Source organism: Arthrobacter sp. MMS24-S77 (genome assembly GCF_054888235.1).
On record NZ_JBTZRN010000001.1, the window covers coordinates 1191100 to 1214173 of the forward strand.

The 23074-nt window shown below is 64.3% G+C and carries 19 protein-coding genes and 1 pseudogene; 8 read left to right on the plus strand and 12 right to left on the minus strand.

Annotated features, from left to right (window positions below; all coding sequences use genetic code 11):
- Nucleotides 1-105: 105 nt before the first annotated feature.
- Together ACX5I4_RS05465 and ACX5I4_RS05470 are read right to left on the minus strand one after the other, a co-directional pair.
- Nucleotides 106-1545 carry a UDP-glucose dehydrogenase family protein gene (locus ACX5I4_RS05465; protein WP_461835773.1) on the minus strand — a complete coding sequence of 480 codons (1440 nt, stop codon included), beginning with the start codon at nucleotides 1543-1545 and terminating at the stop codon, nucleotides 106-108.
- The gene (locus ACX5I4_RS05470; RefSeq protein WP_461835774.1) at nucleotides 1542-2771 is read right to left on the minus strand and encodes a glycosyltransferase family 4 protein; all 1230 of its coding nucleotides are present in this window, start codon (nucleotides 2769-2771) and stop codon (nucleotides 1542-1544) included. The genes ACX5I4_RS05465 and ACX5I4_RS05470 overlap by 4 nt, the downstream gene beginning before the upstream one ends.
- A 374-nt stretch (nucleotides 2772-3145) precedes the next feature.
- Here ACX5I4_RS05470 and ACX5I4_RS05475 point away from each other — a divergent pair, with 374 nt between their 5' ends.
- Entirely contained in the window at nucleotides 3146-5029 is a 1884-nt protein-coding gene (locus ACX5I4_RS05475; protein WP_461835775.1) for a polysaccharide deacetylase family protein, read from the plus strand.
- 56 nt (nucleotides 5030-5085) lie between these two features.
- Here ACX5I4_RS05475 and ACX5I4_RS05480 read toward each other — a convergent pair whose 3' ends face one another.
- The 4 genes from ACX5I4_RS05480 to ACX5I4_RS05495 all read right to left on the minus strand — a co-directional run bounded on the left by ACX5I4_RS05480 (nucleotide 5086) and on the right by ACX5I4_RS05495 (nucleotide 9523).
- Nucleotides 5086-5331: a hypothetical protein gene (locus tag ACX5I4_RS05480; RefSeq protein ID WP_461835776.1), complete on the minus strand. Its 246-nt coding sequence runs from the start codon at nucleotides 5329-5331 to the stop codon at nucleotides 5086-5088.
- Nucleotides 5332-5339: 8 nt separating this feature from the next.
- Nucleotides 5340-6776, minus strand: a complete 1437-nt coding sequence (locus tag ACX5I4_RS05485) for a flotillin family protein (RefSeq protein WP_268024449.1) — start codon at nucleotides 6774-6776, stop codon at nucleotides 5340-5342.
- 109 nt (nucleotides 6777-6885) lie between these two features.
- Nucleotides 6886-8202: an FAD-dependent oxidoreductase gene (locus tag ACX5I4_RS05490; protein WP_461835777.1), complete on the minus strand. Its 1317-nt coding sequence runs from the start codon at nucleotides 8200-8202 to the stop codon at nucleotides 6886-6888.
- Nucleotides 8195-9523, minus strand: coding sequence for an MFS transporter (locus tag ACX5I4_RS05495; protein WP_461835778.1), 1329 nt, complete (start codon nucleotides 9521-9523; stop codon nucleotides 8195-8197). Before ACX5I4_RS05495 ends, ACX5I4_RS05490 begins: the two co-directional genes overlap by 8 nt.
- 47 nt (nucleotides 9524-9570) lie before the next feature.
- On the opposite strand from ACX5I4_RS05495, the gene ACX5I4_RS05500 reads away from it, so the two are divergent.
- From ACX5I4_RS05500 to ACX5I4_RS05515, 4 genes are all read left to right on the plus strand, one after another.
- Nucleotides 9571-10371 carry an IclR family transcriptional regulator gene (locus ACX5I4_RS05500; RefSeq protein ID WP_461835779.1) on the plus strand — a complete coding sequence of 267 codons (801 nt, stop codon included), beginning with the start codon at nucleotides 9571-9573 and terminating at the stop codon, nucleotides 10369-10371.
- 228 nt (nucleotides 10372-10599) lie between these two features.
- Complete coding sequence (locus ACX5I4_RS05505) at nucleotides 10600-11748, plus strand: cupin domain-containing protein (protein WP_461835780.1); 1149 nt, start codon at nucleotides 10600-10602, stop codon at nucleotides 11746-11748.
- Entirely contained in the window at nucleotides 11745-12581 is an 837-nt protein-coding gene (locus ACX5I4_RS05510; RefSeq protein WP_461835781.1) for a fumarylacetoacetate hydrolase family protein, read from the plus strand. Before ACX5I4_RS05505 ends, ACX5I4_RS05510 begins: the two co-directional genes overlap by 4 nt.
- Nucleotides 12581-13312: a maleylpyruvate isomerase family mycothiol-dependent enzyme gene (locus ACX5I4_RS05515; RefSeq protein ID WP_461835782.1), complete on the plus strand. Its 732-nt coding sequence runs from the start codon at nucleotides 12581-12583 to the stop codon at nucleotides 13310-13312. The genes ACX5I4_RS05510 and ACX5I4_RS05515 overlap by 1 nt, the downstream gene beginning before the upstream one ends.
- A gap of 155 nt (nucleotides 13313-13467) precedes the next feature.
- On the opposite strand, the gene ACX5I4_RS05520 is transcribed toward ACX5I4_RS05515, so the two are convergent.
- A complete protein-coding gene (locus tag ACX5I4_RS05520; protein WP_461835783.1) occupies nucleotides 13468-13932 on the minus strand; it encodes a DUF4383 domain-containing protein in 465 nt (154 codons plus the stop codon).
- Between the two features lie 377 nt (nucleotides 13933-14309).
- Here ACX5I4_RS05520 and ACX5I4_RS05525 point away from each other — a divergent pair, with 377 nt between their 5' ends.
- Nucleotides 14310-15641 carry a cell division protein PerM gene (locus ACX5I4_RS05525; RefSeq protein ID WP_461835784.1) on the plus strand — a complete coding sequence of 444 codons (1332 nt, stop codon included), beginning with the start codon at nucleotides 14310-14312 and terminating at the stop codon, nucleotides 15639-15641.
- Between the two features lie 31 nt (nucleotides 15642-15672).
- Here the strand turns inward: ACX5I4_RS05525 and ACX5I4_RS05530 are convergent, their stop codons facing one another.
- Nucleotides 15673-16095 carry a hypothetical protein gene (locus ACX5I4_RS05530; RefSeq protein WP_461835785.1) on the minus strand — a complete coding sequence of 141 codons (423 nt, stop codon included), beginning with the start codon at nucleotides 16093-16095 and terminating at the stop codon, nucleotides 15673-15675.
- A 38-nt stretch (nucleotides 16096-16133) separates the two neighbouring features.
- Between ACX5I4_RS05530 and purN the strand changes: the two are divergent.
- A pseudogene (purN, locus tag ACX5I4_RS05535) lies at nucleotides 16134-16705 on the plus strand (phosphoribosylglycinamide formyltransferase).
- A gap of 95 nt (nucleotides 16706-16800) precedes the next feature.
- Here purN and ACX5I4_RS05540 read toward each other — a convergent pair.
- Genes ACX5I4_RS05540 through ACX5I4_RS05550 form a run of 3 tightly spaced genes read right to left on the minus strand, consistent with a single transcriptional unit; the run spans nucleotide 16801 to nucleotide 20050 of the window.
- Entirely contained in the window at nucleotides 16801-18153 is a 1353-nt protein-coding gene (locus tag ACX5I4_RS05540) for an MFS transporter (RefSeq protein ID WP_461835786.1), read from the minus strand.
- 21 nt (nucleotides 18154-18174) lie between these two features.
- The gene (gene murQ, locus ACX5I4_RS05545; protein WP_461835787.1) at nucleotides 18175-19140 is read right to left on the minus strand and encodes an N-acetylmuramic acid 6-phosphate etherase; all 966 of its coding nucleotides are present in this window, start codon (nucleotides 19138-19140) and stop codon (nucleotides 18175-18177) included.
- A complete protein-coding gene (locus ACX5I4_RS05550) occupies nucleotides 19124-20050 on the minus strand; it encodes an N-acetylglucosamine kinase (protein WP_461835788.1) in 927 nt (308 codons plus the stop codon). The genes murQ and ACX5I4_RS05550 overlap by 17 nt, the downstream gene beginning before the upstream one ends.
- Before the next feature lie 120 nt (nucleotides 20051-20170).
- Between ACX5I4_RS05550 and purH the strand changes: the two genes are divergently transcribed.
- Complete coding sequence (gene purH, locus ACX5I4_RS05555) at nucleotides 20171-21841, plus strand: bifunctional phosphoribosylaminoimidazolecarboxamide formyltransferase/IMP cyclohydrolase (protein WP_461835789.1); 1671 nt, start codon at nucleotides 20171-20173, stop codon at nucleotides 21839-21841.
- Nucleotides 21842-22002: 161 nt separating this feature from the next.
- On the opposite strand, the gene ACX5I4_RS05560 is transcribed toward purH, so the two are convergent.
- Nucleotides 22003-23034 carry a trypsin-like serine peptidase gene (locus ACX5I4_RS05560; protein ID WP_461835790.1) on the minus strand — a complete coding sequence of 344 codons (1032 nt, stop codon included), beginning with the start codon at nucleotides 23032-23034 and terminating at the stop codon, nucleotides 22003-22005.
- Nucleotides 23035-23074: the final 40 nt, after the last annotated feature.

Here is a 23074-nt window from a genome sequence, read left to right on the forward strand (position 1 = left end):
AAAAACCCGTGTGCCTGAGGCGTTTCTAGGTGTGAAATTGCTGAATCTAGGTGGTCGTACAGGCCCGTCTAGGTGTGCACGAAGGAGGGTACCTAGAGCGGAAGCTCACCGTCGCGTTGACGGTGCCTTGGCAGGCGGGCCCACGATGAACGGCCGGGTGTTGACCGGTTCGACGGGGAGGACAACAGGCTTTGCCTCGGCACGGATCTCCACGGTCTCGGCGAACGAGCCAGTTCCGAGGCCACGAATAGTCCACCCCTCCGCCTTCCATGCCCCGGCGTCCAGGACGTTCCGCGCGTCCAGCACCATCCGGCGTCGTACGAGCGAACCGACAGCGGCCGGTGAGAGGGCGCGGTACTCGTCCCATTCGGTCAGCAGCAGCACCAACTCAGCGCCCTCGAGCGCGCGAGTGGTGGACGCTTCGAAGCGGAGCTGGGGGTAGCGCATCCAGGCGTTGTTGATGGCCTTGGGGTCGGTCACGGTCACGTGGGCGCCGGCCGCGGCCAACTGGAGGGCGACGTCCAGCGCGGGGGAGTCGCGGATGTCGTCAGTGTCGGGCTTGAAGGCGGCGCCCAGCACGGTGACGGTGCGGCCGGACAGGAAGCCCTTGCACATGTCACGCGCCACATCGACGGCGCGGGCGCGCTGGCCCAGATTGATGGAATCGACCACGTTCATCCACTCGTCAACGGAAGACACGGACAGCGCCTGTGCCTGCGCCCGGAAAGAACGGATGTCCTTCGGCAAGCAGCCGCCGCCGAAGCCCAGGCCGGCGTGCAAGTACCGGTTGCCGATGCGCGGATCCAGGCCCATCGCCTCGCTGAGTTCGGTGACATCGGCACCCGAGGCATCGCAAAGTTCGGCCATGGCGTTGATGAAACTGAGCTTCGTGGCGAGGTAGGCGTTCGAGGCGGATTTGATGAGCTCGGCCGTCGCGAAGTTGCAGACCAGCCGCGGGATACCGGCGGAAATCAGCGGTTCGTAGACGGCGTCGAGCGCTGCTGTTACGGGGACGCCTGCGGCAGAACCCTTGCCGCCCGGCACGCCGTACACCAAGCGATCCGGTACCAAAGAATCCTTCACAGCCGTGCCCTGGCGCAGGAACTCGGGGTTCCAGCCGAGCAGGACATCAGGCCTCCGGGCAAGGATGCCGCGGAGCATGTCCACCGTTCCTACGGGGACGGTGGATTTGCCGACGACGGCGGCGCCCCTCGCCAGATGGGGGAGGAGGCTTTTCGTAGCCGCGATCACGTAGGACAGGTCCGCCGTGTCCGAGGTCTTGGACTGCGGAGTGCCCACGCAGAGGAAGTGCGTCTGGGCGTCGGCAGCATCGGCAAAGTCAGTGGTGAACGTGAGCCGTTTGGTGGCGAAGCCGTCCCGGAGGAGTTCATCAAGGCCGGGTTCGTGGAAAGGCGCGAAGCCCTTGTTCAGGTGGGCCACCTTCTGGGCGTCGACGTCGATGCCCACCACGGTGTGGCCCATCGACGCGAGCGTTGCGGCATGTACTGCGCCAAGGTAGCCGCAGCCGACGACGGAGATTTTCATGCTGGGAGTCCTTTGCTGGAAGTCACGGAAATGGTGGCGGGCTCGGCCGCCCGAAGCTCGGCCGCCCGAAGCTCGGCCGGGTGGATGGGTACAGTAGGTGGCTCCACCAGCGCATCACCGTCGATCACTGCCTCGTAGTGCTGCACGAGTTGGGCACTCAGCACCGGCCACGTCCGTCCTTGGACCGAAGCGAGTGCTGCCTTTCCGAACGCGCGGCGCTTGGCGTCGTCGCCCACCAGGTCCTGCACGTAGCCGCGCAACTGGGCGAGATCACCCGGCTCGTAGAGCCAGCCGGTACGCGAGTTTTCCACGAGGTCGAGGGGGCCGCCGCGTCCGGTGGCCACCACGGGAACCCCCGATGCCATGGCCTCCTGGATGGTCTGGCAGAACGTTTCGAACTCGCCGGGATGAACGAAGAGGTCAAAGCCCGCAACAACCTGGGCGAGTTCGTCGCCACCCAGGAATCCGGTGAAGACGGCGTTCGGCAACGCCGCTTCGAGGACAGCGCGCTGCGGCCCGTCGCCCACAATGACCAGGCGGGTTCCCGGCAGATCCGCCAGCACCGCCAGGTCTTCCACTTGCTTTTCCACCGCAAGGCGGCCGACGTAGCCGATGACGCGCTCGCCGTCGGGCGCTACGGAGGCTCGCCACGCCGTCGAGCGCTTAGTGGGGGAGAACCGCGCGGTATCCACACCGCGCCGCCACATGCCCACCCGCAAGATCCCGCGGCCGCGCAACTGGTTGAGCGCGAACGTGGACGGGACCAGTGTGCGGTCTGCGAGTAGATGGATGTTGTCCACTCGGTTCCATGCCCAGTTTTCCAGGATCGGCACGCCATACCGCGCGGCGTAGCTGGGAACCTCGGTCTGGTAGATGGCTACCGTGGGGATTCCGAGCTGGTGCGCGGCCTGCACAGCCCGCCAACCGAGGACGAAAGGGGATGCGAGGTGGACGACGTCCGGTGCGTAGTCGGCAAGGATTCTCTTGACCCGGCTCACACCGCCCAACGCCACCCGCACATTCGTGTATCCGGCCAGCGGCACGGAAGGGAGGCGGTGGACAAACGCGCCGTTCACGACGTCCGAGACAGCAGTGTCCGACGTCGACGGCGCAATCACCATCACTTCGTCGCCGCGCTCTTGAAGATGCTCCAGCACCCGCAGGATGGAGTGGGTTACCCCGTTCATGAGCGGCAGGAATGATTCGGCAACGATAGCGATCCTCACCCCTCCACGGTGTGCTCGGCGGTTGGCGAAGCGGGGGAATGGGCGTGACGCTGGGGGAAGGTTTGGTTAACAAACTGATGTTGCTGTCACGAGTGGAGGATCCCGAGCGGCGGAAAATGCGCCAATCTAGGTAATTACGGAGCTGAAAGACGGGTAGAACATACTCTTATTCCCTACTAGGGGCCCGACTTACGGTGAAAACTGTAATGAACCTCGTGGCCATGACTGGGGCTTGTCCCGGGCACCGGGGTATTTCGGCCAGAGAGCGCGCCGACTGGTCGGCGCATCCTCACGTGCTGAACAGCGCCGGGTGTTATCACCCCGCGCCGCCCGTATGTCCGGCCAGGCCACTGCCTAGAATCGAGCCAGACCTTATGAAACTCTTCAACCGTACCGAGCAGCACCGGACGTTCAGGGGAACGATCCGCGGAAAATGGTTCACGTGGTTCTCCACCGTTGTGGTGGCACTTGCATTCGCAGGCGTCACCACCGGTGTGACCGCACCCGCAGCCCAGGCTGCCAACCCCACCGTCATCACCCTGACCTTTGACGATGCAAATGCCGACCAACTCAACGCCGCGCAGACCCTGCAGAGCCTGGGCCTGGTGGGTACCTTCTTCACGCCGTCCGGATTCATTAACAACCCCAATTATCTGACGACAAGCGACATGCAGGGCCTTGTGGCGAACGGCAATGAGATTGCCGGCCACACCGTTACCCACCCGGATCTGACTACCGTGACGTCGGATGAGGCAGCTCGCCAGATTTGCAACGACAGGGTCAACCTCAGCAACCTTGGATTCACGATCACTGACTTCGCGTATCCATTCGCTGCCGAGAACGCATCCATCGAAACCATAGTCAAGAACTGCGGCTACAACAGTGCCCGCAATCTTGGTGACATCAAGACGCGGTTCAGCTGCAACGGCTGCGCCCTCGCGGAGACCATTCCGCCGGCAAACCCGTACAACACGGCGGCCCCGGATGAAGTGGACAAGACCTGGACGCTTGCAGACCTGCAAAAGTCCGTCACCCAGGCGGAGCCCGCAGGCGGGTGGGTCCAGCTCACCTTCCACCACATTTCAGCTACCAGCACGGACCCGCTGAACATCACGCCAACCCTGTTCAACCAGTTCGCCACATGGCTCAAGGCCCGCCCTGCAACCACCACCGTCAAGACGGTGGCGCAGGTGATCGGCGGAACCGTCAAGCCGCTCGTCCCCGGACCGGCAGCCCCGCCAGAGGGTACTGGCAACCTGATCAAGAACCCAAGCCTTGAAACGTTGGTCAGCGGGGCCCCGCAGTGCTGGGCCGGAGCGGGTTACGGCACCAACACGGCAACCTTCTCCACCGTCAGGCCGGGACACACAGGGAACGTGGCAGAAAGGCTGGTGGTCACCAACTACGTGGACGGCGACGCCAAGCTGTTGCCCACCCTTGACCTGGGCGGGTGCTCACCCACAGCCACGCCTGGGAACGCCTATTCCATTGGTGCCTGGTATAAATCGACCACAAGTACCCAGTTCGAGCTCTATTACCGGATCGGCGTAGGCTCGTGGAAGTACTGGACATCAAGCCCCTGGTTCTCAGCGGCCACGACCTTTCAAAAGGCCACGTGGACAACGCCTCCATTGCCTACCGGTGCCAGCGGTATCAGCTTCGGCCTGAACCTGTTCAGCAACGGCACGCTGACCACGGATGACTACGAGATGTTCGACGTCGGCACGCCGCCACCGCCTCCGCCGCCACCACCAGCCGGCGGCAACCTGGTACAGAATCCCAGCCTTGAAACGGCCGGCGTGGGCGCGTTCCCACAGTGCTGGCAGGCAGGTGGATACGGCACCAACACCGCCGTGTTCAGCACGGTAGCTACTGCCCACACCGGCACCAAAGCGGAGAAGCTCACCATCACGGGCTACTCCAGTGGTGACGCGAAGCTGCTTCCGACCCTCGATAACAGCACCTGCCCACCTGCGGCCGTAGCGGGACACACCTACTCGCTCAGGGCCTGGTACACGTCAACTGCAGTCACGCAGTTCGCGGTGTACTACCGGGACGCCTCCGGCAACTGGGTGTACTGGACCTCCGGACCGTGGCTGCCAGCCACGAGCACCTACACGCAGGCAAACCTCACGACGCCGGCACTCCCCGCCGGGGCCACTGCCATCAGTTTCGGACTGAGCCTGTTCAACAACGGAACACTCATCACGGACGACTACGCGATGTATGACAGCGTGGGAGCCCCGCCACTGGGGTGAGTCACTGAGCAACTGAAACGAACGCTGAGGGCGGCTACATAGGTAGCCGCCCTCAGCTACTTGTTGCCCGCCCTCAGCACGTCTGGCAGCTCGTCAACGAATACGGTCCCGGGTGGCTCGTAGTAGATGACCAGCACCTCATCGCCGACGTTGAAGACACTGGTCTTGTCGAAAGGGTGCGCGTGGAAGGCACTCGTGCCGCCATGGAACGGCAGCATGACTTCCCCCACGGTGCCTGGACCGATTCGCCCCGTGACCCTCCCGATCTTGCCGGTCAGGCTCCGATCAACCTCTTTGTGCATCAGTTTCGCTATGCGTCAGGGGCTTTGGTAGGCCGCTTGGGAGGCACCTGGCCGTTCTTGAGGGCAGCCGTGATCGATGGCAGGAAGTTGCCCACCTGGGACAGGATTCCTCCCACCATGCTGTTGAGCCCTTCGCCGCCGTTGAGGACCGTCAGTTGCCCCACGTGCGCAAAGGGCTCGGCCGCGGCCGCCACGATCGCCGGCATGTTCTCCGCAAGCTGCTGGGAGATGACCGCCTCTTGGTTGGTTCCAAGTGCTTCCGCGCGGGCCTTGATACCGTCGGCTTCCGCCAAGGACTTGGCCTTGATAGCGGAAGCCGCGGCATCACCGCGTGCCTTCGTGGCTGCCGCTTCGGCCTCACCGGTGATCTTTGTGGCTCCCGCAATCGCGGCCGCGGCAGTGGCGTTGGCTTGCGCTTCGACTTCCACCTTGCGGGCGTTCGCCTGGGCCTCGAGCTCCGTACGCCGTGCCCGCGCCTCCGACGCGCTGATGTCGGCAGCTTTTTGGGCTTCTGCCTCGGTCCGTTGCGCGTAGGCCTTGGCGTCGGCAGGCTTGCGAATGGACGTTTGGAGCTTTTGCTCCTCGCGGTCCGCCTCAAGCTTGGCCACCTCGGTTTCCTGGACCACCACTTGCTGGCGCGCCGTGGCATCGGCCAAAGGCCCGGCCTGTGCCGCGTTGGCCCGGGCAGTCTCGGCGTTGGCCTGGGCTGCTGATTGCTTGATCGCCGAGATGCTCTGGGCGTCGGCAATCTGGGCAGCCGCCTCAGCTTCCTTCTCAGCTGCCTCGCGGTTCCTGGTGGCTTCGGCTATGCGGGCCTCCATTTTGACCTGGGCAATATGCGGCTTGGCCAGGTTCTGGATGTAGCCCGTGGGATCCTGAAGGTCCTTAATTTGCAGGGAATCAACCACCAGGCCGAGCTTTTCCATTTCGATACCACTGGCACTGCGGACCAATGAGGCGAGTTTGTCCCGCTCGCGGATGATTTCTTCCATGGTCATGCTGCCAATGATCGAGCGCAGGTGTCCTTCAAAGACGTTGTAGACCTGGCTTTCCATTTTGGGCTGCTGGCCGAGAAACCTCCTGGCGGCGTTCGCAATGAATGGCGCGGCGTCACCGATTTTGTAAATAACCACGCCCTCCACAATCACCTGGATACCTTGCGAGGTCACGCAGTTGACTTGGAGTTCTGTTTCGTTCAGCGTCAAGGACAAAGTCCTCACTGTCTGGAGCCCGGGAACCACCAAGGCACCCTTGCCGGTGACAATTTTGAAGTCCATTCCGTCCCTGGTGTCCAAACTTCCTCGGGTCAGGCCGGAAATGATCAATGCCTCGTTTGGTTCAGCCACCTTCCACATCAATGTGATGAGCAGCCTAATGACGGCAACGGCAACGACTACCCCCAATACGGTGACAAGAATGGGGAGATAAGCAACGAGGTCGAACATGACTGTCCTTTCAACGGCAAGCACTCAAGCGGCTCGTGTAGTCAGTCTGCTGTGGTCCGCTCCAGTAGTCCAGCAATTTGTTTGCCTACAACCGACATAACGGATACTCCTAAGCGTGCGTTCCTGCTAGCGATCCTTTCCGCTCCTCAGGCCTCACGCGGACGTCCATATCGGTATTGATTGAGGCACCCGCCGCAGCTTCCGCCCGGACCTCCGGGACGCCGTCGCCCGCTTGGCCGTAAAGCCAGTCGTTGTACTGGAAGTCGCCGTCCTTGCGGCTCTTGAAAAGCAGGTTCCGCAAGACACGGGCGACGCCGGAGACGTGCCAGGACTCGCCCCAGATGCGCGCCGTGCGCTGGACGCGGGCCGTGCGGGCCGCCCGGGCTGAGTTGAATTCGCTGATGGCGCGGTCCCAAGCAGCGGCGTCCACGCCGTCGTCGTTGGTAAACACGGAACCGACTGTGGAGTCTTGGAGCACCGCGGCGTCTTCAAGCGCTTGGCAGGCTCCCTGGGCCAAATACTGGAGCATGGGGTGGGCGGCGTCGCCCATCAGCACCAGGCGGCCGTCGATCCAGTTCTCGATGGGATCGCGATCATACATGGGCCAGCGGATGCCGGTCCCAAGGTTCCGCAGGGCGGCCTGGACCGCCGGGACGCAGTCCTTGTAGGCGGCCTCGAGTTCGTCCACGCCGCCGTATTGTTCTTCTCCGCGCTCGAACGACCGCGACTTGAAAACGGCCACCGTGTTCAAGAGCTCGCCCTTGCGCAGGGGGTACTGCACCAAGTGGCAGTCCGGGCCGAGGTAGACGATGACGTCCTCGAGATCGGCCGAGGGAGTGTCTGCGGTGATGGGCACCGTTCCGCGATAGGCAACGTACGACGACGACACTGGGCAGTCCTGCGCGACGGCGGCACGGAGCGTGGACTTGAGGCCGTCCGCGCCGATCACGACGTCGGCCTCGTAAACGTCGCCGCTCGCCGTGTGCGCCATGCCGCGGGCGTTGACCGTCTCAACCTTCTCCACGACGACGTCGTTCACCAAGCGGACGCCGGCGTCCTGGCAGGCTTCCAGCAGGATCCGATGCAGGTCGCTCCGGTGGATCACGACGTACGGAGCGCCGTACCGTTCTTCGAACTCGCCCCCGAGGGTCTGGCGGGTGAGCTCCTCACCGGTCAGGGCGTCGCGGAACACCAAGTGCTTCGGCCGGACGCCGATTTCCAGCGCCTTCTCCAAGAGGCCCCAACGCTTCAGGACACGGGAGGCGTTGGGGGCCATCTGCAGGCCGGCTCCGACCTCGCCGAATTCGGGGGCCCGCTCAACCAGCGTCACCTCGGCACCGTTTGCGCGGAGGGCCAAGGCACCGGCGAGGCCGGCCATCCCTCCGCCGACGACGAGTACTTCAGTGGACGGATTGCGGTCAGACATTGTTAGCTCCTACAGGGGTGGTGTTGTTGGATTGGGTTTTTGCGGTCTTCATCCTGGCGGTCTTGATTTTGGCGCCGATGGCGCCGAGCAGGACCGCTGCTGCGGCGGCGGCCCCGGCAAACGCCAGGAAGTTTGAGTTGACGCCCAGGCCGGCTGCCAGCAGCAGCCCACCTACCTGGGGTGCGGCGACCGCGCCAATGCGGCCGACGCCGAGGGCCCAGCCGAGCGCTGTGCCCCGCAAATGCGCCGGGTAATGGCTGGCGACTGCCGCGATGATGAGGCACTGGGTTCCGTGGGTGCCGACCCCGGCCAGCACCAACATGACGTAGACAAGTCCTACGTGCGGACCCGCCACCAGTACGGCCAGCGCGACGGCGGCGACGGCGGCTGCCGCTATCGCCGTCGGGATCGGACCGAAGCGGGTTCCCGCCCAAGCGGTTGCCACCGAGCCGACGACGGCGCCGAGGTTGAGTGCCAGGGCGAACGTCAATGCCGATCCAAGGTTGTAGCCGGCCAGTTGCATCAGGTTCGGTAGCCAGGTGCCCAGGCCGTACCAGGCAAAGAGCGTCACCAGCGTGGAGATCGCGAACAGGAGACTCATGCCGAGGTACGGAGCCCGGAGCAAGGACCTGAAGCCCGCGGACTCCGCCGTGCTCTTCACGGGAGCCAGCGTCTCCGGGAGGAAGCGCAATCCCATCGGTACCACCACGAGCAGCGCGACGGCGGCCACCAGGAACATGATCGGCCAGCCGAAAGCGGGAATCAGGGGGATGCCTGCCAGCGCGGCAAGCGAGCCGCCTATCGGGACGCCGGACATCATCAACGTGGCAATCGTGGAGCGCCATTTCGCAGGGACCAGTTCGGCGACCAAGGCATTCGCTGAGGGAACCAGCCCGCCGAGGCCGATCCCGGCCAGCAAGCGCAGGCCCCCGAAAACTGCTGCGTTCGGGGCGAAGGCGCACAGGATGGTGAAGAGCGAAAACAGCGCGGCGCAAGCGATGATGGTCCGGCGACGGCCCCAACTGTCTGACATCCTGCCGGCGAAGATGGCTCCGATCATCATGCCCAGGAACGCCATCGACCCAACTGTTCCGGCTGTGGCTTTGGTGAGCCCCCAGCCTGTGTCGGTGATGAGCGAGCTCTGCACGGTGCCGTAGACGATGAGGTCATAGCCGTCGAAAACCACCAGCAACCAGCAGACGAGGACTGCGGCGGCGGACCGCTTGGATAACCGTGTTGAGGACTTGGTGGGGGCCTCAGCAGAGTGGTGAACGCTGTGTTGGGTCCGCTCCGGCGCTGCAGCGGAAGGTGTGTGATTCATCCCACCACTGTGTGGCCGCCGTCGGCGTAGCCCAATAGAATTCTGTGGTGCAGAATCTTCCAGCCCGCAAGAAGCCGGCCTATTCCATTGAGGCCGTGGACAACGCCCTGCAACTGCTTCAGCTCTTGCGCGACGGCGGCAGCCTTCGGCTCAAGGATGCCGCCGAGGAGTTGGGTGTTGCCCCTTCCACCGCCCACCGGCTGCTGGCCATGCTGGTGTATCGGGGATTTGCGGTCCAGGACGAAACCCGCCGGTACGTTCCTGGGCCGGCCATGGGAGTTGGTCCGGCCGGACTCAGTTGGACCCGCCTGTTGCGCACGGTGGCGCAGCCGCACATGGAGCTCCTGAGCGGTCGGATCAACGAGACAGTCAATCTCATGGTCCGAGTGGGGACCAAGGTCAGGTTCCTTGCCACCGTGGAGGGGACCAACGCCTTGCGGGTAGGTGACAGGCAGGGAACCGTGCTGCCAGCCAACAAGGCCTCTGGGGGCAAGGCAATGCTGGCCGAACTGGAGCCCGCCATGATCGAGCAATTGTTCCGTAGCCACAATGCGGAAATCGGCGGGGACAGCATTCCCGACGCCGAATATCCAGCCTTTCTCCGGGAGCTGGAGACCATTCGGAGCAACGGATTTGCTGCCAACTTCGAGGGCACCGAGGAAGGGATCAGCGCCCTGGGAGTGGCTCTTCACAACAAGGATGGCGTCGCCGTGGGCGCGCTGAGCGTGGCGACGCCCGTGGCAAGGTTCCGGAAGCTGTTCGACGCCGGACTCGTGGGCATCATGCGGGAAACGCAACGCCAGTTGGAGATCGACATTGCAGCCAATCCGGCGGAGTCCCAGCCGTAGCCCACCCAACTAGTCCCCACCGCCACCCTCGCCTCGCAAGCTCGGCCAGGGAACCCTGGCGGCGTGGGCCCACGCAGTTGATGTCGTTTTGAGGGCCCATAACGACATCTACTGCCAGTCAGTTGGGCCAGCGGATTCTGGCTAGCAGAATATGTTGGAGATCACTTGAGGGCTTCTCTAGGGTCTGGAGTACGCCAAAACCGTTCCGTACCCATCGAGGAGGCCTCCGTGTCCATCAGCGCCGATAGCACAACCCACGAATCAGTTGCCACTGATCATTCCGTTGGCACAGCCCAGGCGGTTCCGGAGCCGACGCCCGAGGAAACTGCCCAGCTTGAGCAGTTGTACCGCGACTTCGAAGCCGGAAACCTGATCCCCCTGTGGACGGAGATCGCGGACCTCATGCCAATGGTGCCGACCCCGAAGGCCGTGCCGCACGTGTGGCGCTGGAACGACTTGTACCCGCTGGCCGCCCGTGCCGGGGACCTGGTGCCCGTGGGACGTGGCGGAGAGCGCCGTGCCATCGCCCTGGCCAACCCGGGCCTCGCTGGTACGCCTTACGCCACGCCCACTCTGTGGGCCGCGATCCAGTATCTGGGCGCGCATGAAACAGCGCCGGAGCACCGTCACTCGCAGAACGCCTTCCGTTTCGTCGTCGAGGGCGAAGGCGTCTGGACCGTGGTGAACGGGGACCCGGTGGCCATGCGCCGAGGCGACTTCCTCCTGACCCCGGGCTGGAACTTCCACGGCCACCACAACGACACCGATCAGCCGATGGCGTGGATCGACGGATTGGACATCCCGTTCGTGCACTACGCGGACGCGGGGTTCTTCGAATTCGGCACCGAACGCGTCACGGACGAGGCCACTCCGGACATCTCACGCTCCGAGCGCCTGTGGGCACACCCGGGCTTGCGCCCGCTCTCAGGACTGCAGGACACGGTGAATTCCCCGATCGCGGCCTACCGTTGGGAACACACCGACGCCGCCCTGCGCGAGCAGTTGCTTCTCGAAGACGAAGGCCACCCGGCCACCGTCAGCCAAGGCCACGCCGCCATCCGATACTCGAATCCGACCACAGGCGGAGATGTCATGCCGACCATCCGGGCCGAGTTCCACCGCCTGCGCGCCGGGGCTTCCACTGAGGCTGTGCGCGAGGTCGGCTCCAGCGTCTGGCAGGTCTTCGAAGGGACCGGCACCGTGATGTTGAACGGGGAAACCAAGTTCCTGAAAAAGGGCGACCTCTTCGTTGTGCCGTCCTGGCAGGAATGGTCCCTGCGGGCAGAGAACGAGTTCGACCTGTTCCGCTTCAGCGATGCCCCCATTTTCGAACGACTGAACTTCAACCGCACGTACATCGAAGGACGCAACAAATGAAACTCCTCACCCTCCGCACCGGGACCGGCGCCGCCAAAGGTACCGTGGCCGTCCGCCAAGACGGCGACACCTTGACCGAGATCGACGGGTTCTCCGACGTCGGCGCCCTCCTGCAGGACCCCGCCTGGGCGAGCATCGCGGAGGCGGCCCACGGCGCAACGCACGCGTACGACGCCGCGGACCTCGCCGCCGTCGTCCCCTCACCGGGGAAGATCATCTGCGTTGGGCACAACTACCGCAACCACATCAAGGAGATGGGCCGGGACATCCCCGAGTACCCCACCCTGTTCGCGAAGTACCAGGAATCGCTGATTGGTCCCAACGACGATCTGGCGTTGCCGCAGGAATCGGACACGGTCGACTGGGAGGCCGAGCTCGCCGTCGTGATCGGCAAGAAGGGGCGTCGCATCAGTGAAGCCGACGCGGCGGACCACATCGCCGGCTACTCGGTGCTGAACGACATCAGCATGCGGGACTACCAGTTCCGCACCGTGCAGTGGCTCCAAGGCAAGACCTGGGAGAACAGCACCCCATTCGGGCCGGCACTGGTGACCAATGACGAATTCACTGTCGGACCGCTGATGACCTCCGCAGTGGATGGCGAGATTCAGCAGAGCACCCCCACCGGCGATCTTGTGTTCACACCCGAATTCCTGGTGTCCTACATTTCCACCATCATCACGCTGAACCCGGGGGACGTCATCGCGACGGGCACACCCGGCGGGGTGGGCCACGCCCAGAACCCGAAGCGCTACCTCCAGGAGGGCCAGATCCTAGTCACCGCCATCGAGGGCTTGGGCCAGCTGACGAACCGCGTGGTCAAGGAAGCCTGATGGTTGCCCGCCACGACCTCACCACCGATCCGGGCTTGCAGGAGCAGTTGCTGCAGGCCCGGCGGGGGACCGCGTTCTTCGCCCGCAAGCTCAACGAACTCAGCGACGCCGAACTCGACGGCGGTTCGCTGCTGCCCGGTTGGAGCCGTCGCCACGTTGTAGCACACATCGGCTACAACGCCCGGGCCATCGCACGCCTGGTCGAGTGGGCCTCGACCGGGGTGGAGACACCCATGTATCCCTCCATGGCCGTGCGGGATGAAGAGATCAACTTCGGCGCCACCCTCTCACCCATAGCGTTGCGGAACCTCTTTGACCACTCCGCGGTGCACCTGAGCGTGGAATGGCGGGACCTGCCCCACGACGCCTGGGACCACACGGTGCGGACCATCCAGGGCAGGGAGGTTCCGGCATCCGAAACCGTGTGGATGCGAAACCGTGAGGTCTGGGTTCATGCCGTGGACTTGGACAACGGGGCGACCTTTGCGGACATCCCGGCGTCTGTGCTGGAACGGTTGCTTCGCGATATCACCGGTGCGTGGGCCGTCCGTGGCACCGACAAGGGGCTCTTGGTCAAGGTCACGGGCACCGCCCTCGTCTTCGGGGACCCGGAGGCCGCCGTCGTAGTTACCGGCCCGCTGGCCGGCGTCGCGCAATGGGCCACCGGTCGGGGGACCGACGGCGTGACGGCGGGCGCTGCGCCGGTGCCGGCGGCACCCAAGTGGATCTGACGGCGTCGGGCACAAAGAAGGTTGGCACAGCACCCGGCTTCGTCACCGGAAGAACTGCACCAACCGCTTGTATGACTATTCAGATTTAGCTGTAGATCCTACCCATTGGCGGCTCCTGTAATCCCGGGCTAACTCAATCCGGGCTTGTGAATAGGCTATTTTGCTTCGTCAGCCAGATGCCGTGAAAACATCCAGCCGGCGGCGGCCATCAGAATGCCCAGAACCATGAACGTCCAGTTGTCGAGAGTGTTCAGCGACAGGAAGTTGGCCGCCGAATCAACCCCGACACTCAGTCCGTAAACACTGAGCACGATGTACAAGGCACCGAAGCTCATCAGGATATTGCGTGCGCTATGGCCGCCCGAGCGGGACATCGCCCAGCTGGTTCCACCGATGGCGAGCTGCACAATGTTGAGCAGCAGGGACACTTGGAACACACCCAGGAGCATTGCGTGCGAATTTGGCCCGAAGAACTGCAATTCCCCGTACCGCATGGTGATGCCCGGAATGAATCCGAGAAGGCCCACCAGCGCCATCAGAATACCTACACCCATGCCGATGTTCTGAACGTCCGTGCGTCCGAAGTGAACACCGTGTGCATGTGGGGTTGCGGTAGTCATTTATGCCCTCCATCCACCTATTGCGAACACTCCAATTTTACGTCTGCTTTATCCAAAAAGCGCTCGGAACGGCGGGTGCACGGCCCCTTGAACAGCCCCGACGCTCGCTCACCTTTAGGGTTCTTTTCCCCCGACGCTCGCTCACGTATGTCGGGTTTCCCCCCGACGCTCGCTCACCTTTATGGGGTTTTCGGGCGACCGTCGCGCACTTGTACGACGGCGGCAGGGCGGATGTGCAGGAGCGTTTGGCTTTCGGGCGTCATAGGTGAGCGAGGGTGGGCCGGGAGGGCGTCATAGGTGAGCGAGGGTGGGAGGTTTGGTGGGATCCGCGGGTGCCTGCCGGGGGAGCGGAGCACACCGTGGCACGATAGGACACGATGAAACTGCGCGCTGATCAGACCGGTAACCGTGGCCTGCCCATGCCCTTGTGGCTGCAGGGTGCCCTTGAGTCGGCCCAGGCCGCCATCATCTCGGCGCTCGTGGTGGTCCTGCCGCTGATCGGAGTTTGGGCCACAAATGGCTTCCAGAACCACAGCATCGACTTCCTGGCACGATTGGCCGGCCAAACCTGGCTGCTGGTCCATGGTGTGCCGCTGCAGCTGGCTACAGTGAACCTGGGTACGGCGGGGCTACCGGGCTCCGGGATGCTGTCCCTTATCCCGCTCGGACTGACCCTGGTCCCCTTTCTTTTGGCGTGGCGAGCGGGCCGCCGCTTGGCCAGGGCGTCCTACACGGACCAGCTGTGGCAGGCGTTCTTCGGTGCGCTGCTTGTCTACGGGGCATTCGGTGCGGCCACGGGCTTCATCTGCCGCACCCAGGATGTGGTCATCAACATCTGGTTCGCCGCGTTCCTGCCGCTTATCCCGTTCGGCCTCGGCATGGTGGTGGGTGCCCGGCGGGAGTCCGGCTCCTGGAGCAGGCTCATTGGCGTCGACGCCGTTGATTGGCTCGCGCGAACCAGCCAACATTCCCGCTGGGCCGGGTCCTACTTCGGCTCCGCCATCAAGGCCGGGTTCGTGGCGATCATGGCGGCACTCGCACTTGCTGCACTGCTGCTCGCCGTCGTGCTTGTGGTGCACTGGACGGACATCATCGCCGTGTACGAGGGCCTGAAGGCCGGTGCTCTCGGCGGCGGCGTTTTGACCATCGCCCAGCTCGGCTACCTCCCCAACCTGGCCGTTTTCACCCTGGCGTGGTCCTCCGGCGCTGGATTCTCCCTCGGCGTCGGCTCACACGCGGGCCCGCTGGGCACCGCCGTCGGGCCCCTGCCCGCAATCCCCATCTTCGGCGCGCTGCCCACCGGGCAGCTCGACCTTGGCGCGGCGGCGCTTGCCCTTCCCGTGCTCGCCGGACTGTTGGCGGGTTGGTGGTTCCTACGCGAGGGCGAGAACCACTTCGATGAATGGCTCTCCATCAAGATCAGGGCACGTTGGTTCACGGCCCCTGTTTCAACGCTGTTCCTGGGCGCGCTCGTCGGGGCTGTCGCCGGAGCTTTCGCCGGGGGACTGGCTTGGCTGGCGCGCGGTTCCGCCGGAATCGGGAGACTCACGGAGATCGGCCCGGATCCACTGTGGACGGCCGTCTGGATCGCCGCGGAGGTGGGGATCGGCGTCGTGATCGGCTATTCGGTGGGGCCATGGTTGGAACGGCGGCAGAAACTCCGCGAAGCGGACCTTGACGCTTCCGTGTACGACGGCGACCACAGCTAAGCTGCCCGCCTCGCCTTAGCTTGCGTCCGGGTTAACGCAGCCCGGAAGGGACCGACTTCTGGAAGTCCACTTGGCAGGAGTCCTGGGCTTGGATGGTCAGCGCGTTCCGCGAGCAGTCCTGCAAGGTGCGGATCTGCTGGAAAAAGACGACGGCGGTGAGAACCAGCAGGCCCATGATGGCCGTGACCACCAACCCGGAGATGGTCCCGAGCAGCACCAGGCGGGGCTGCTTGAACCTGATGGTCCGGACGAGGACCACCACACCAAGTACTCCTGCGATGACCGTGAGGATGGCACTGAGCCAGACGTAGCTGATGTTCAGGACATAGACGAAGACGGCGCCGAGCACCGTCAGCAGGAATGACCTGAAAAGGGTTTGGGTAACTGCAAGCGCTGATTTGGCAGCCTCGCTCTGTGGATGCTGCTGAGGGCTGGGTCCAACGCCGGAATTCATGTTTTCCAGCCTACGCGAGCCACCCATAAGCTAGTGCAATGCGCATTGTTGTCCTCGTCTCCGGCACCGGTTCCAATCTCCAAGCAGTTATCGACGCCGTGAAGGCAGGCGAGCTCGACGTCGAGATCGCAGCCGTGGGTGCCGACAGGCCGGGTACCTACGGTGTGGAACGCTCCGCCCGGGCCGGACTGGACACCTTCGTGGTGGACTTCAAGGACTACGCAGACCGGGCCGACTGGAACGCCGCGCTTACCAAGGCCGTGGCTGCGTACAACCCGGATGTGGTGGTTTCCTCGGGGTTCATGCGGATTGTCAGCCCGGAATTCATCGATGCCTTTGATGGCAAGTACCTCAACACGCACCCCGCACTGCTGCCCTCTTTCCCGGCGCCCACGGAGTCCGCGATGCCATGGCCTACGGGGTGAAGGTCACGGGCTGCACTGTCCATTGGGCCGATGCCGGCGTGGACACCGGGCCCATCATCGCCCAGGAAGCTGTCGACATTGCCCCGGACGACACCGAAGACACCTTGCACGAACGCATCAAGGTGGTGGAGCGCAGGCTCCTGGTACGGACCCTCGCAGAACTCGCGGCGGGGCAGCACGTCTGAGTCCTCTTCCTGACCCAACTAGCTCGCATTTGTTGTCGTTATGACGCCTCAAAACGACAACAAATGCGAGTCAGTTGGGAAAGCAAGGGGCATGCTCAGTCGAGTTCGAGCTGTTTGGTCTCCGGTGCAAACAACGCCATCCACACCACGGACAGCACGATCAGCCCGCCGGCCAAGGCAAAGGACGTGGCCAGGCCAAACTCGGGCCAGAAATACGATGCGAACACGAGTGGCCCGATGCCGGCACCAACCCGTGAGAACGTGGACGCCCAGCCGAAGCCGGAGCCCCGAAGCTCGGTGGGGTAAAGCTCCGACACGTAGGCGTAGAGCACCGGGATGGCCACCTGGACCACGAAGCCAAATGCCAGCAGCCAGAACACCGCCGCGTCGGGAATGTCCACCACCAATGAAACGATCACCAGGGTCAGTGCCGACAACGGCCCGGTAATGGCCAGGATCCATTTACGGCCTACCCGCTCTACGAGCATCGCGGCAACCACCACGCCCAGGAGTCCGACGGCGGCCATCCCGGCCGTCGTCACGAAGGCCTTGTACTCCTCGAATCCAGCGCCGATCAGGATCCGCGGCATCCACGTCAAGCTCAAGTAGTAAACCAGAAGGATGCTGAAAAACAGGGCCCAGGCCGCCGTCGTGATCTTCCAATTGAACTGCCAAAGGCGGCGCAACTGCTGCCAAGTGCTGCCGGCCGAGAGGCGCGGCGCGTCTTGCGGCGCGGGCAGGCTGTAGGCGCGGGGTTCGGCGCCGGTGGCCACGACAAGGCGGTCAATGACCTCGGCCGCTTCTTGGCGCCGGCCCTTGCGGATGAGGAAAAGCGGCGATTCCGGCACGCTCCGCCTGACCCAGAAAACCAGGAGGGCAGGCAACACCATCACCAGCATGGTCAAGCGCCAATCCGCAAAGGCGGCGATCAGTCCGGCCGAAATGAAGCCGCACAAGGCGGCGCCCACGGGCCACCAACCATCCATGGCAGTGAGCACCTTGCCACGTTGCTTCCGCGGCGTGAATTCACCCACCAAGGCATAGTCCACGGGAATGCAGCCGCCCAGCCCGAAGCCGGCCATGAAGCGGAAGATGCAGAACCAAACGATGTCCGGGGCAAAAGCTCCCAGCACGGTGAAGATCGAGAAGATGAGCAGGGTGGCGGTGAATGCCTTCTTACGCCCGATCGTGTCCGCAATGGTGCCCCAGGCGAAGGCGCCCACGGCCATGCCGATCAGGTTGGCGGTGCCGATCCACCCGGCGTCGGCGGGTTGCAGCGACCAGTGCTTGGAAAGCAGCGGAATGAGGATGCCGTTGAGGGTGACGTCCCAGGCATCGAACATGAAGCCAAGGCCGCCGATCAGGAAGATCCGTCCCTGGACCTTCCACCGCCACGGCAGCTCCTGGACCACCTGCTCGCCACTCGGGACAGTCGTGTAAGTATTCATTTCCCCTCCTCGGGGAAAACTCTATCCGTGGTTCTGGATCGCCTTTCGCAGGAAGCCCCCGGCCTCGTCCAAAGCACTCTGCGCCTGCCTGGGATCGATGCCCGTCAGCACCACCAGGATGGCTGCCTTGACGGAACCACCCACGGAATCCAGCGCGCGAATCGCCGTCTCCGCGTCCACGCCGGTGGCGTGTTGGATGGTCCGCTGGGACCTCGCGAGCAGTTTGTTGTTGGTGGCGCGCAGGTCCACCATCAGGTTGCCGTAGGTCTTGCCGAGCTTGACCATGGCGAGCGTGCTGATCATATTGAGGACAAGTTTTTGCGCCGTGCCGGCCTTCAGCCGCGTGGAACCGGCAACGAACTCCGGACCGACCACCACGTCGATCGCCACGTCCGCCAGTTTGCTGATGGGTGAATCATGGTTGCAGGCGAGCGACGCGGTGAACGCCCCTCGGCTGCGGGCTTCCTCGAGCGCCCCGATCACGTACGGGGTTCGGCCCGAGGCTGAAATCCCGACGACGGCGTCCGCCTCGGTCACGTTGATATCGTGCAGGTCACGGGCTCCGGCCGTGGCGTTGTCCTCGGCGTATTCCACCGGTTTCTGGATGGCCTGCGTGCCGCCCGCGATGATCCCGACGACGAGGCCCGGGGGAGTGCCGAAGGTGGGCGGGCATTCGCTCGCGTCCAATACCCCGAGCCGCCCTGCCGTTCCGGCACCGACGTAGAGCAGCCGGCCGCCGCGGGCGAGGCGTTCCGCTACGGCGTCGACCACTGCGGCGATCTGTTCGCTAGCTTGTTCGACGGCGGCCGGAACGCCGCGGTTCTGCTCGTTCATGGCGGCGACGAGCTCGGCCGTGCCCATCGTGTCCAATTCGCTGAGCCCGGGCGACGCCGCTTCGGTCTGCAGGCCCGCGAGTTCGGAGCGGAGTCCCGCGAGCCCGTCATCACCGAGGGAGGCCGGGGAACCTGCGTCAGACTGTTCCGTCACGGTGAATATACCTTTCCTGGAGGAGCCCGCGGCGGGTCGCTGCGAGGGCGGCCCCGTCCATTCCATCGCCGAGCGCCGCAACCACCTCAATCCCAGCCGAAGCGAGGGCGTTGTGCAAGAGCCCGCCGAAGAACTCCGATTTCACCACCCCGCCAAGAAGTGCCACCCGCTTAATCTCCCCCGAAGCGAGGGAGACGGTGTTCACGAGAAGCCTGCACGCTTCGTCCACAATGCCGCGTGCGACGGCGTCTCCCGTTTCCGCCTCCCGCAGCACCACGGGCGTGAAACGCGCCATAGTCCGGGCCGGGTTGTCGGATTCGGCGAGCCACGCCGGGAGCTGTTCGGGTGAGCCAACGAGTGCGGCAGCCGCGTCGAGCAACGACGTGGCAGGGCCGCCGTCGTGCGCTTGCAGCGCGGCCTTCAGGCCCCGCTCTCCGATCCAGCGGCCGCTTCCGCGATCGCCCAACAACGGTCCCCAACCGTCGGCGCGGTGCAGGGTCCCGGCGTCGTCAAAGCGGAAGGCAACAGCCCCGGTGCCTACAATCAGCACCGTCCCGGGAGCGCCGTTCAGGGCGCCGAGCTGGGCCGCTGTCGCATCCGAGAGGACCGCGGCCGGGACTTTGAAGCGTTCGGAAAGCAGGACGGCGAGTTCCTTGGAGTTCGCCGCGGAAGCCTCAACCCCGGCCACGGCCGCGCCGATCCCGCCCAAGGCTCCGGTTGGAAGCCCTCCCGGTAACATGGCTGCCGTGTCCGCGAGCAGCTCAAAGGCGAACCGTGCCCCGTTGTCCATGCCTAAACCGGGGAAGCCCTGCTGGTCCGCCGAGCCCAACACCTTGTGGCCCTGCCTGAGTTCAACCCGGCATCGGCTCTTGCCGACGTCGGCCACCAAAATCACTTCTGCGGATTCCATGGCCCAACCTTATGTTGCGGGCGGCGACACGTCTCGAAAAACGAAGAGGAGCCACAACACGATAAACTCGTCCGTATCCCCAGCAACCGCGGAATCCCGCGATATAAGACGGAGACTTTTGTGAGCTTGACGCAGCTTGACCGTGTTCCCATCCGCCGTGCACTGATCTCGGTTTACGACAAGACGGGGCTGGAGGAGCTCGCGAAGGGCCTGCACGCAGCAGGAGTCGCCATCGTCTCCACCGGCTCCACCGCGAAGAGGATTGCCGCAGCCGGTATTCCGGTCAAGGAAGTCGAAGAAGTCACCGGATCCCCGGAGATGCTCGATGGCCGCGTCAAGACCCTGCACCCGCGCGTGCACGGCGGCATCCTGGCCGATCGCCGCGTCCCTGCCCACATGGAAACGCTCGCCAAGATGGAGATCGAGCCCTTCGACCTGGTAGTGGTCAACCTCTACCCGTTCGTGGAAACCGTCCGCTCGGGCGCTGCCCAGGACGACGTGGTCGAGCAGATCGACATCGGAGGCCCCGCCATGGTGCGTTCGGCCGCCAAGAACCACGCCGCCGTCGCGATCGTGGTTGACCCGTCGTTTTATGGTTCGGTCGTGGAAGCGGCCGCTGCTGGTGGCTTCGACCTGAAGACACGCCGCCGCCTGGCTGCCAAAGCTTTCGCCCACACCGCAACGTACGACACCGCCGTTGCCACCTGGACCGCCAGCCAGTTCCTCGACGAAGACGGCGACGGCGTCATCGACTGGCCCGCCTACGCCGGCCTCGCGCTCGAACGCTCCGAGGTCCTCCGCTACGGTGAAAACCCGCACCAGCAGGCCGCCCTCTACGTGGACAAGGCCGCGCCTGCAGGTATCGCCCAGGCCGACCAGTTGCACGGCAAGGCCATGAGCTACAACAACTTCGTCGACGCCGACGCCGCCTTGCGTGCCGCCTTCGACTTCTCGGAGCCTGCTGTCGCCATCATCAAGCACGCCAACCCCTGCGGTGTGGCCGTTGGTTCCGCCGATGCCGCGGACCCCATCGCCGACGCCCACGCCAAGGCCCACGCCTGCGATCCGGTCTCCGCTTTCGGCGGCGTTATCGCTGCCAACAGCATTGTCACCGCCGGCATGGCCCAAACCGTGGCCGGGATCTTCACCGAGGTTGTCATCGCCCCGGGCTTCGAGCCGGAAGCCGTTGAAATCCTGTCCAAAAAGAAGAACATCCGCCTCCTGGCGCTGCCGGACGGATACGGCCGCTACCCGACGGAGATCCGCCAGGTCTCGGGCGGCGTCCTCGTCCAGCAAGCGGACAAGGTGGACGCCGACGGCGACAACCCCGCCAACTGGACCCTCGCCGCGGGTGTTGCCGCCGACGACGCCACGCTGGCCGACCTCGCCTTCGCATGGACCGCTTGCCGCGCCGCCAAGTCCAACGCGATCCTCCTCGCCAACAACGGTGCCGCAGTGGGCATCGGCATGGGCCAGGTCAACCGCCTGGACTCCTGCAAGCTGGCCGTTGAGCGCGCCAATACCTTGGGCGTTCAGGTGGAGTCCGACGTCGATGGTGCCGGCGGCGCGTCAAATGCCGCTGCGGCTGGCGCACCCGAGCGCGCCCGCGGTGCCGTGGCCGCTTCGGACGCGTTCTTCCCGTTCGCCGATGGCCTGCAGATCCTGATCGACGCCGGTGTCCGCGCCGTCGTACAGCCTGGCGGTTCAGTGCGCGACGAGGAAGTCATTGCCGCGGCCAACGCCGCCGGCATCACGATGTACTTCACCGGTGCGCGCCACTTCTTCCACTAAAGTCCTTTCGCTCCACCAAAAAATGGACATGCCCTCCCTTCCCGGGAGGACATGTCCATTTTTCGTGGTCAGGACTGGGCATGGTGGCAATATGTCCAGTTCTGGGAGCTAGCAGGGGGCATGTCCGTGGTTACCGTGCCGTGAGCGCTAAGCTGCCGTGGTTACGGCGCCGTGGACGCGGTCTGGTAGGTGCCTTGGATGACCGTGCCCCAGTATGGGCCGTACATCTTGGTGGAGTTGCTGCCGTAGCCGTAGCTGTTCACCGAGTTCTGGTATCCGCTGGAGCTGGTGCCGATGAACCACGGGCCACCGGAGGAGCCACCCGTCATGTTGCACGGGATCCCTTGGGTGTTGTACTGCGGGTTGTAGGGATCATTCGTGGCCGTGCCGGAGCAGCTTTTGAGTGACTCGCCGTTGAACGGGGATGCGGCAGGATAGCCGAACGACTTGTATGCCAATCCTCGGGCCGCATTGAACTGGACTCCCGAGGCGCCCACCACGGTTGAGAGCCTCTGACCGTTGAGGGTGTTCATGACGGCGAAGCCGGTGTCGTACTGCATGTCTCCGTTCGAGGACCACTGGCTGGTGGTGTACAGCGCCTTGGCCGTCCACTTGCCATAGGGAGCGGCACCATTCAGGTAGGCAGGGACGAACGTGAAGTTGGTTGCGAACGCCCCGGGGCCCTCGTTCAGGCAGTGGCCCGCAGTGGACACGGTGCTCTGGTTGGCCGAGGTGACGGAATTGCCGGAGCAGACATAGTTCACGCCGCCGAGAGTGAAGAACACTTTTCCGATGTTCGGGACCGGGCTTTCACTGGCGTTGGCCTTGCGATCCACGGTGGGGGTCTCAGCTGCCGTGTTGGTGGCCTTCTGGCCCTCGATAGTCACGGAGCGGCCCAGTTCGGGAAAGACCTGCTCGGGTGAAACCTGGAGATCGACAGGGCCCACTTTGGCTTGTCCGCGCGTGAGCGCCTTGTCCGCCAGAATGTCGCCGGAAACGGCGTTCTTCATGCGTTCAGGAGTCCAATAGTCCGCAGTGTTGCTGTCCGACGGCGAATGGCTGCTGACGGTCGAGGCGTCGGTGCCGTGGCCGGCGAACGGAGCCGCAATGGCTCCGCTACCGGCTCCCAAGGCGAGGAATGCGGCGGCAGAAAGGCTCAACAGGCTTGTGGCCAGGGTTTTGGTTCTCGTCACAATTGTCCTAGCTATCGAAAGTGGAGGCGGCCGGTCTGTG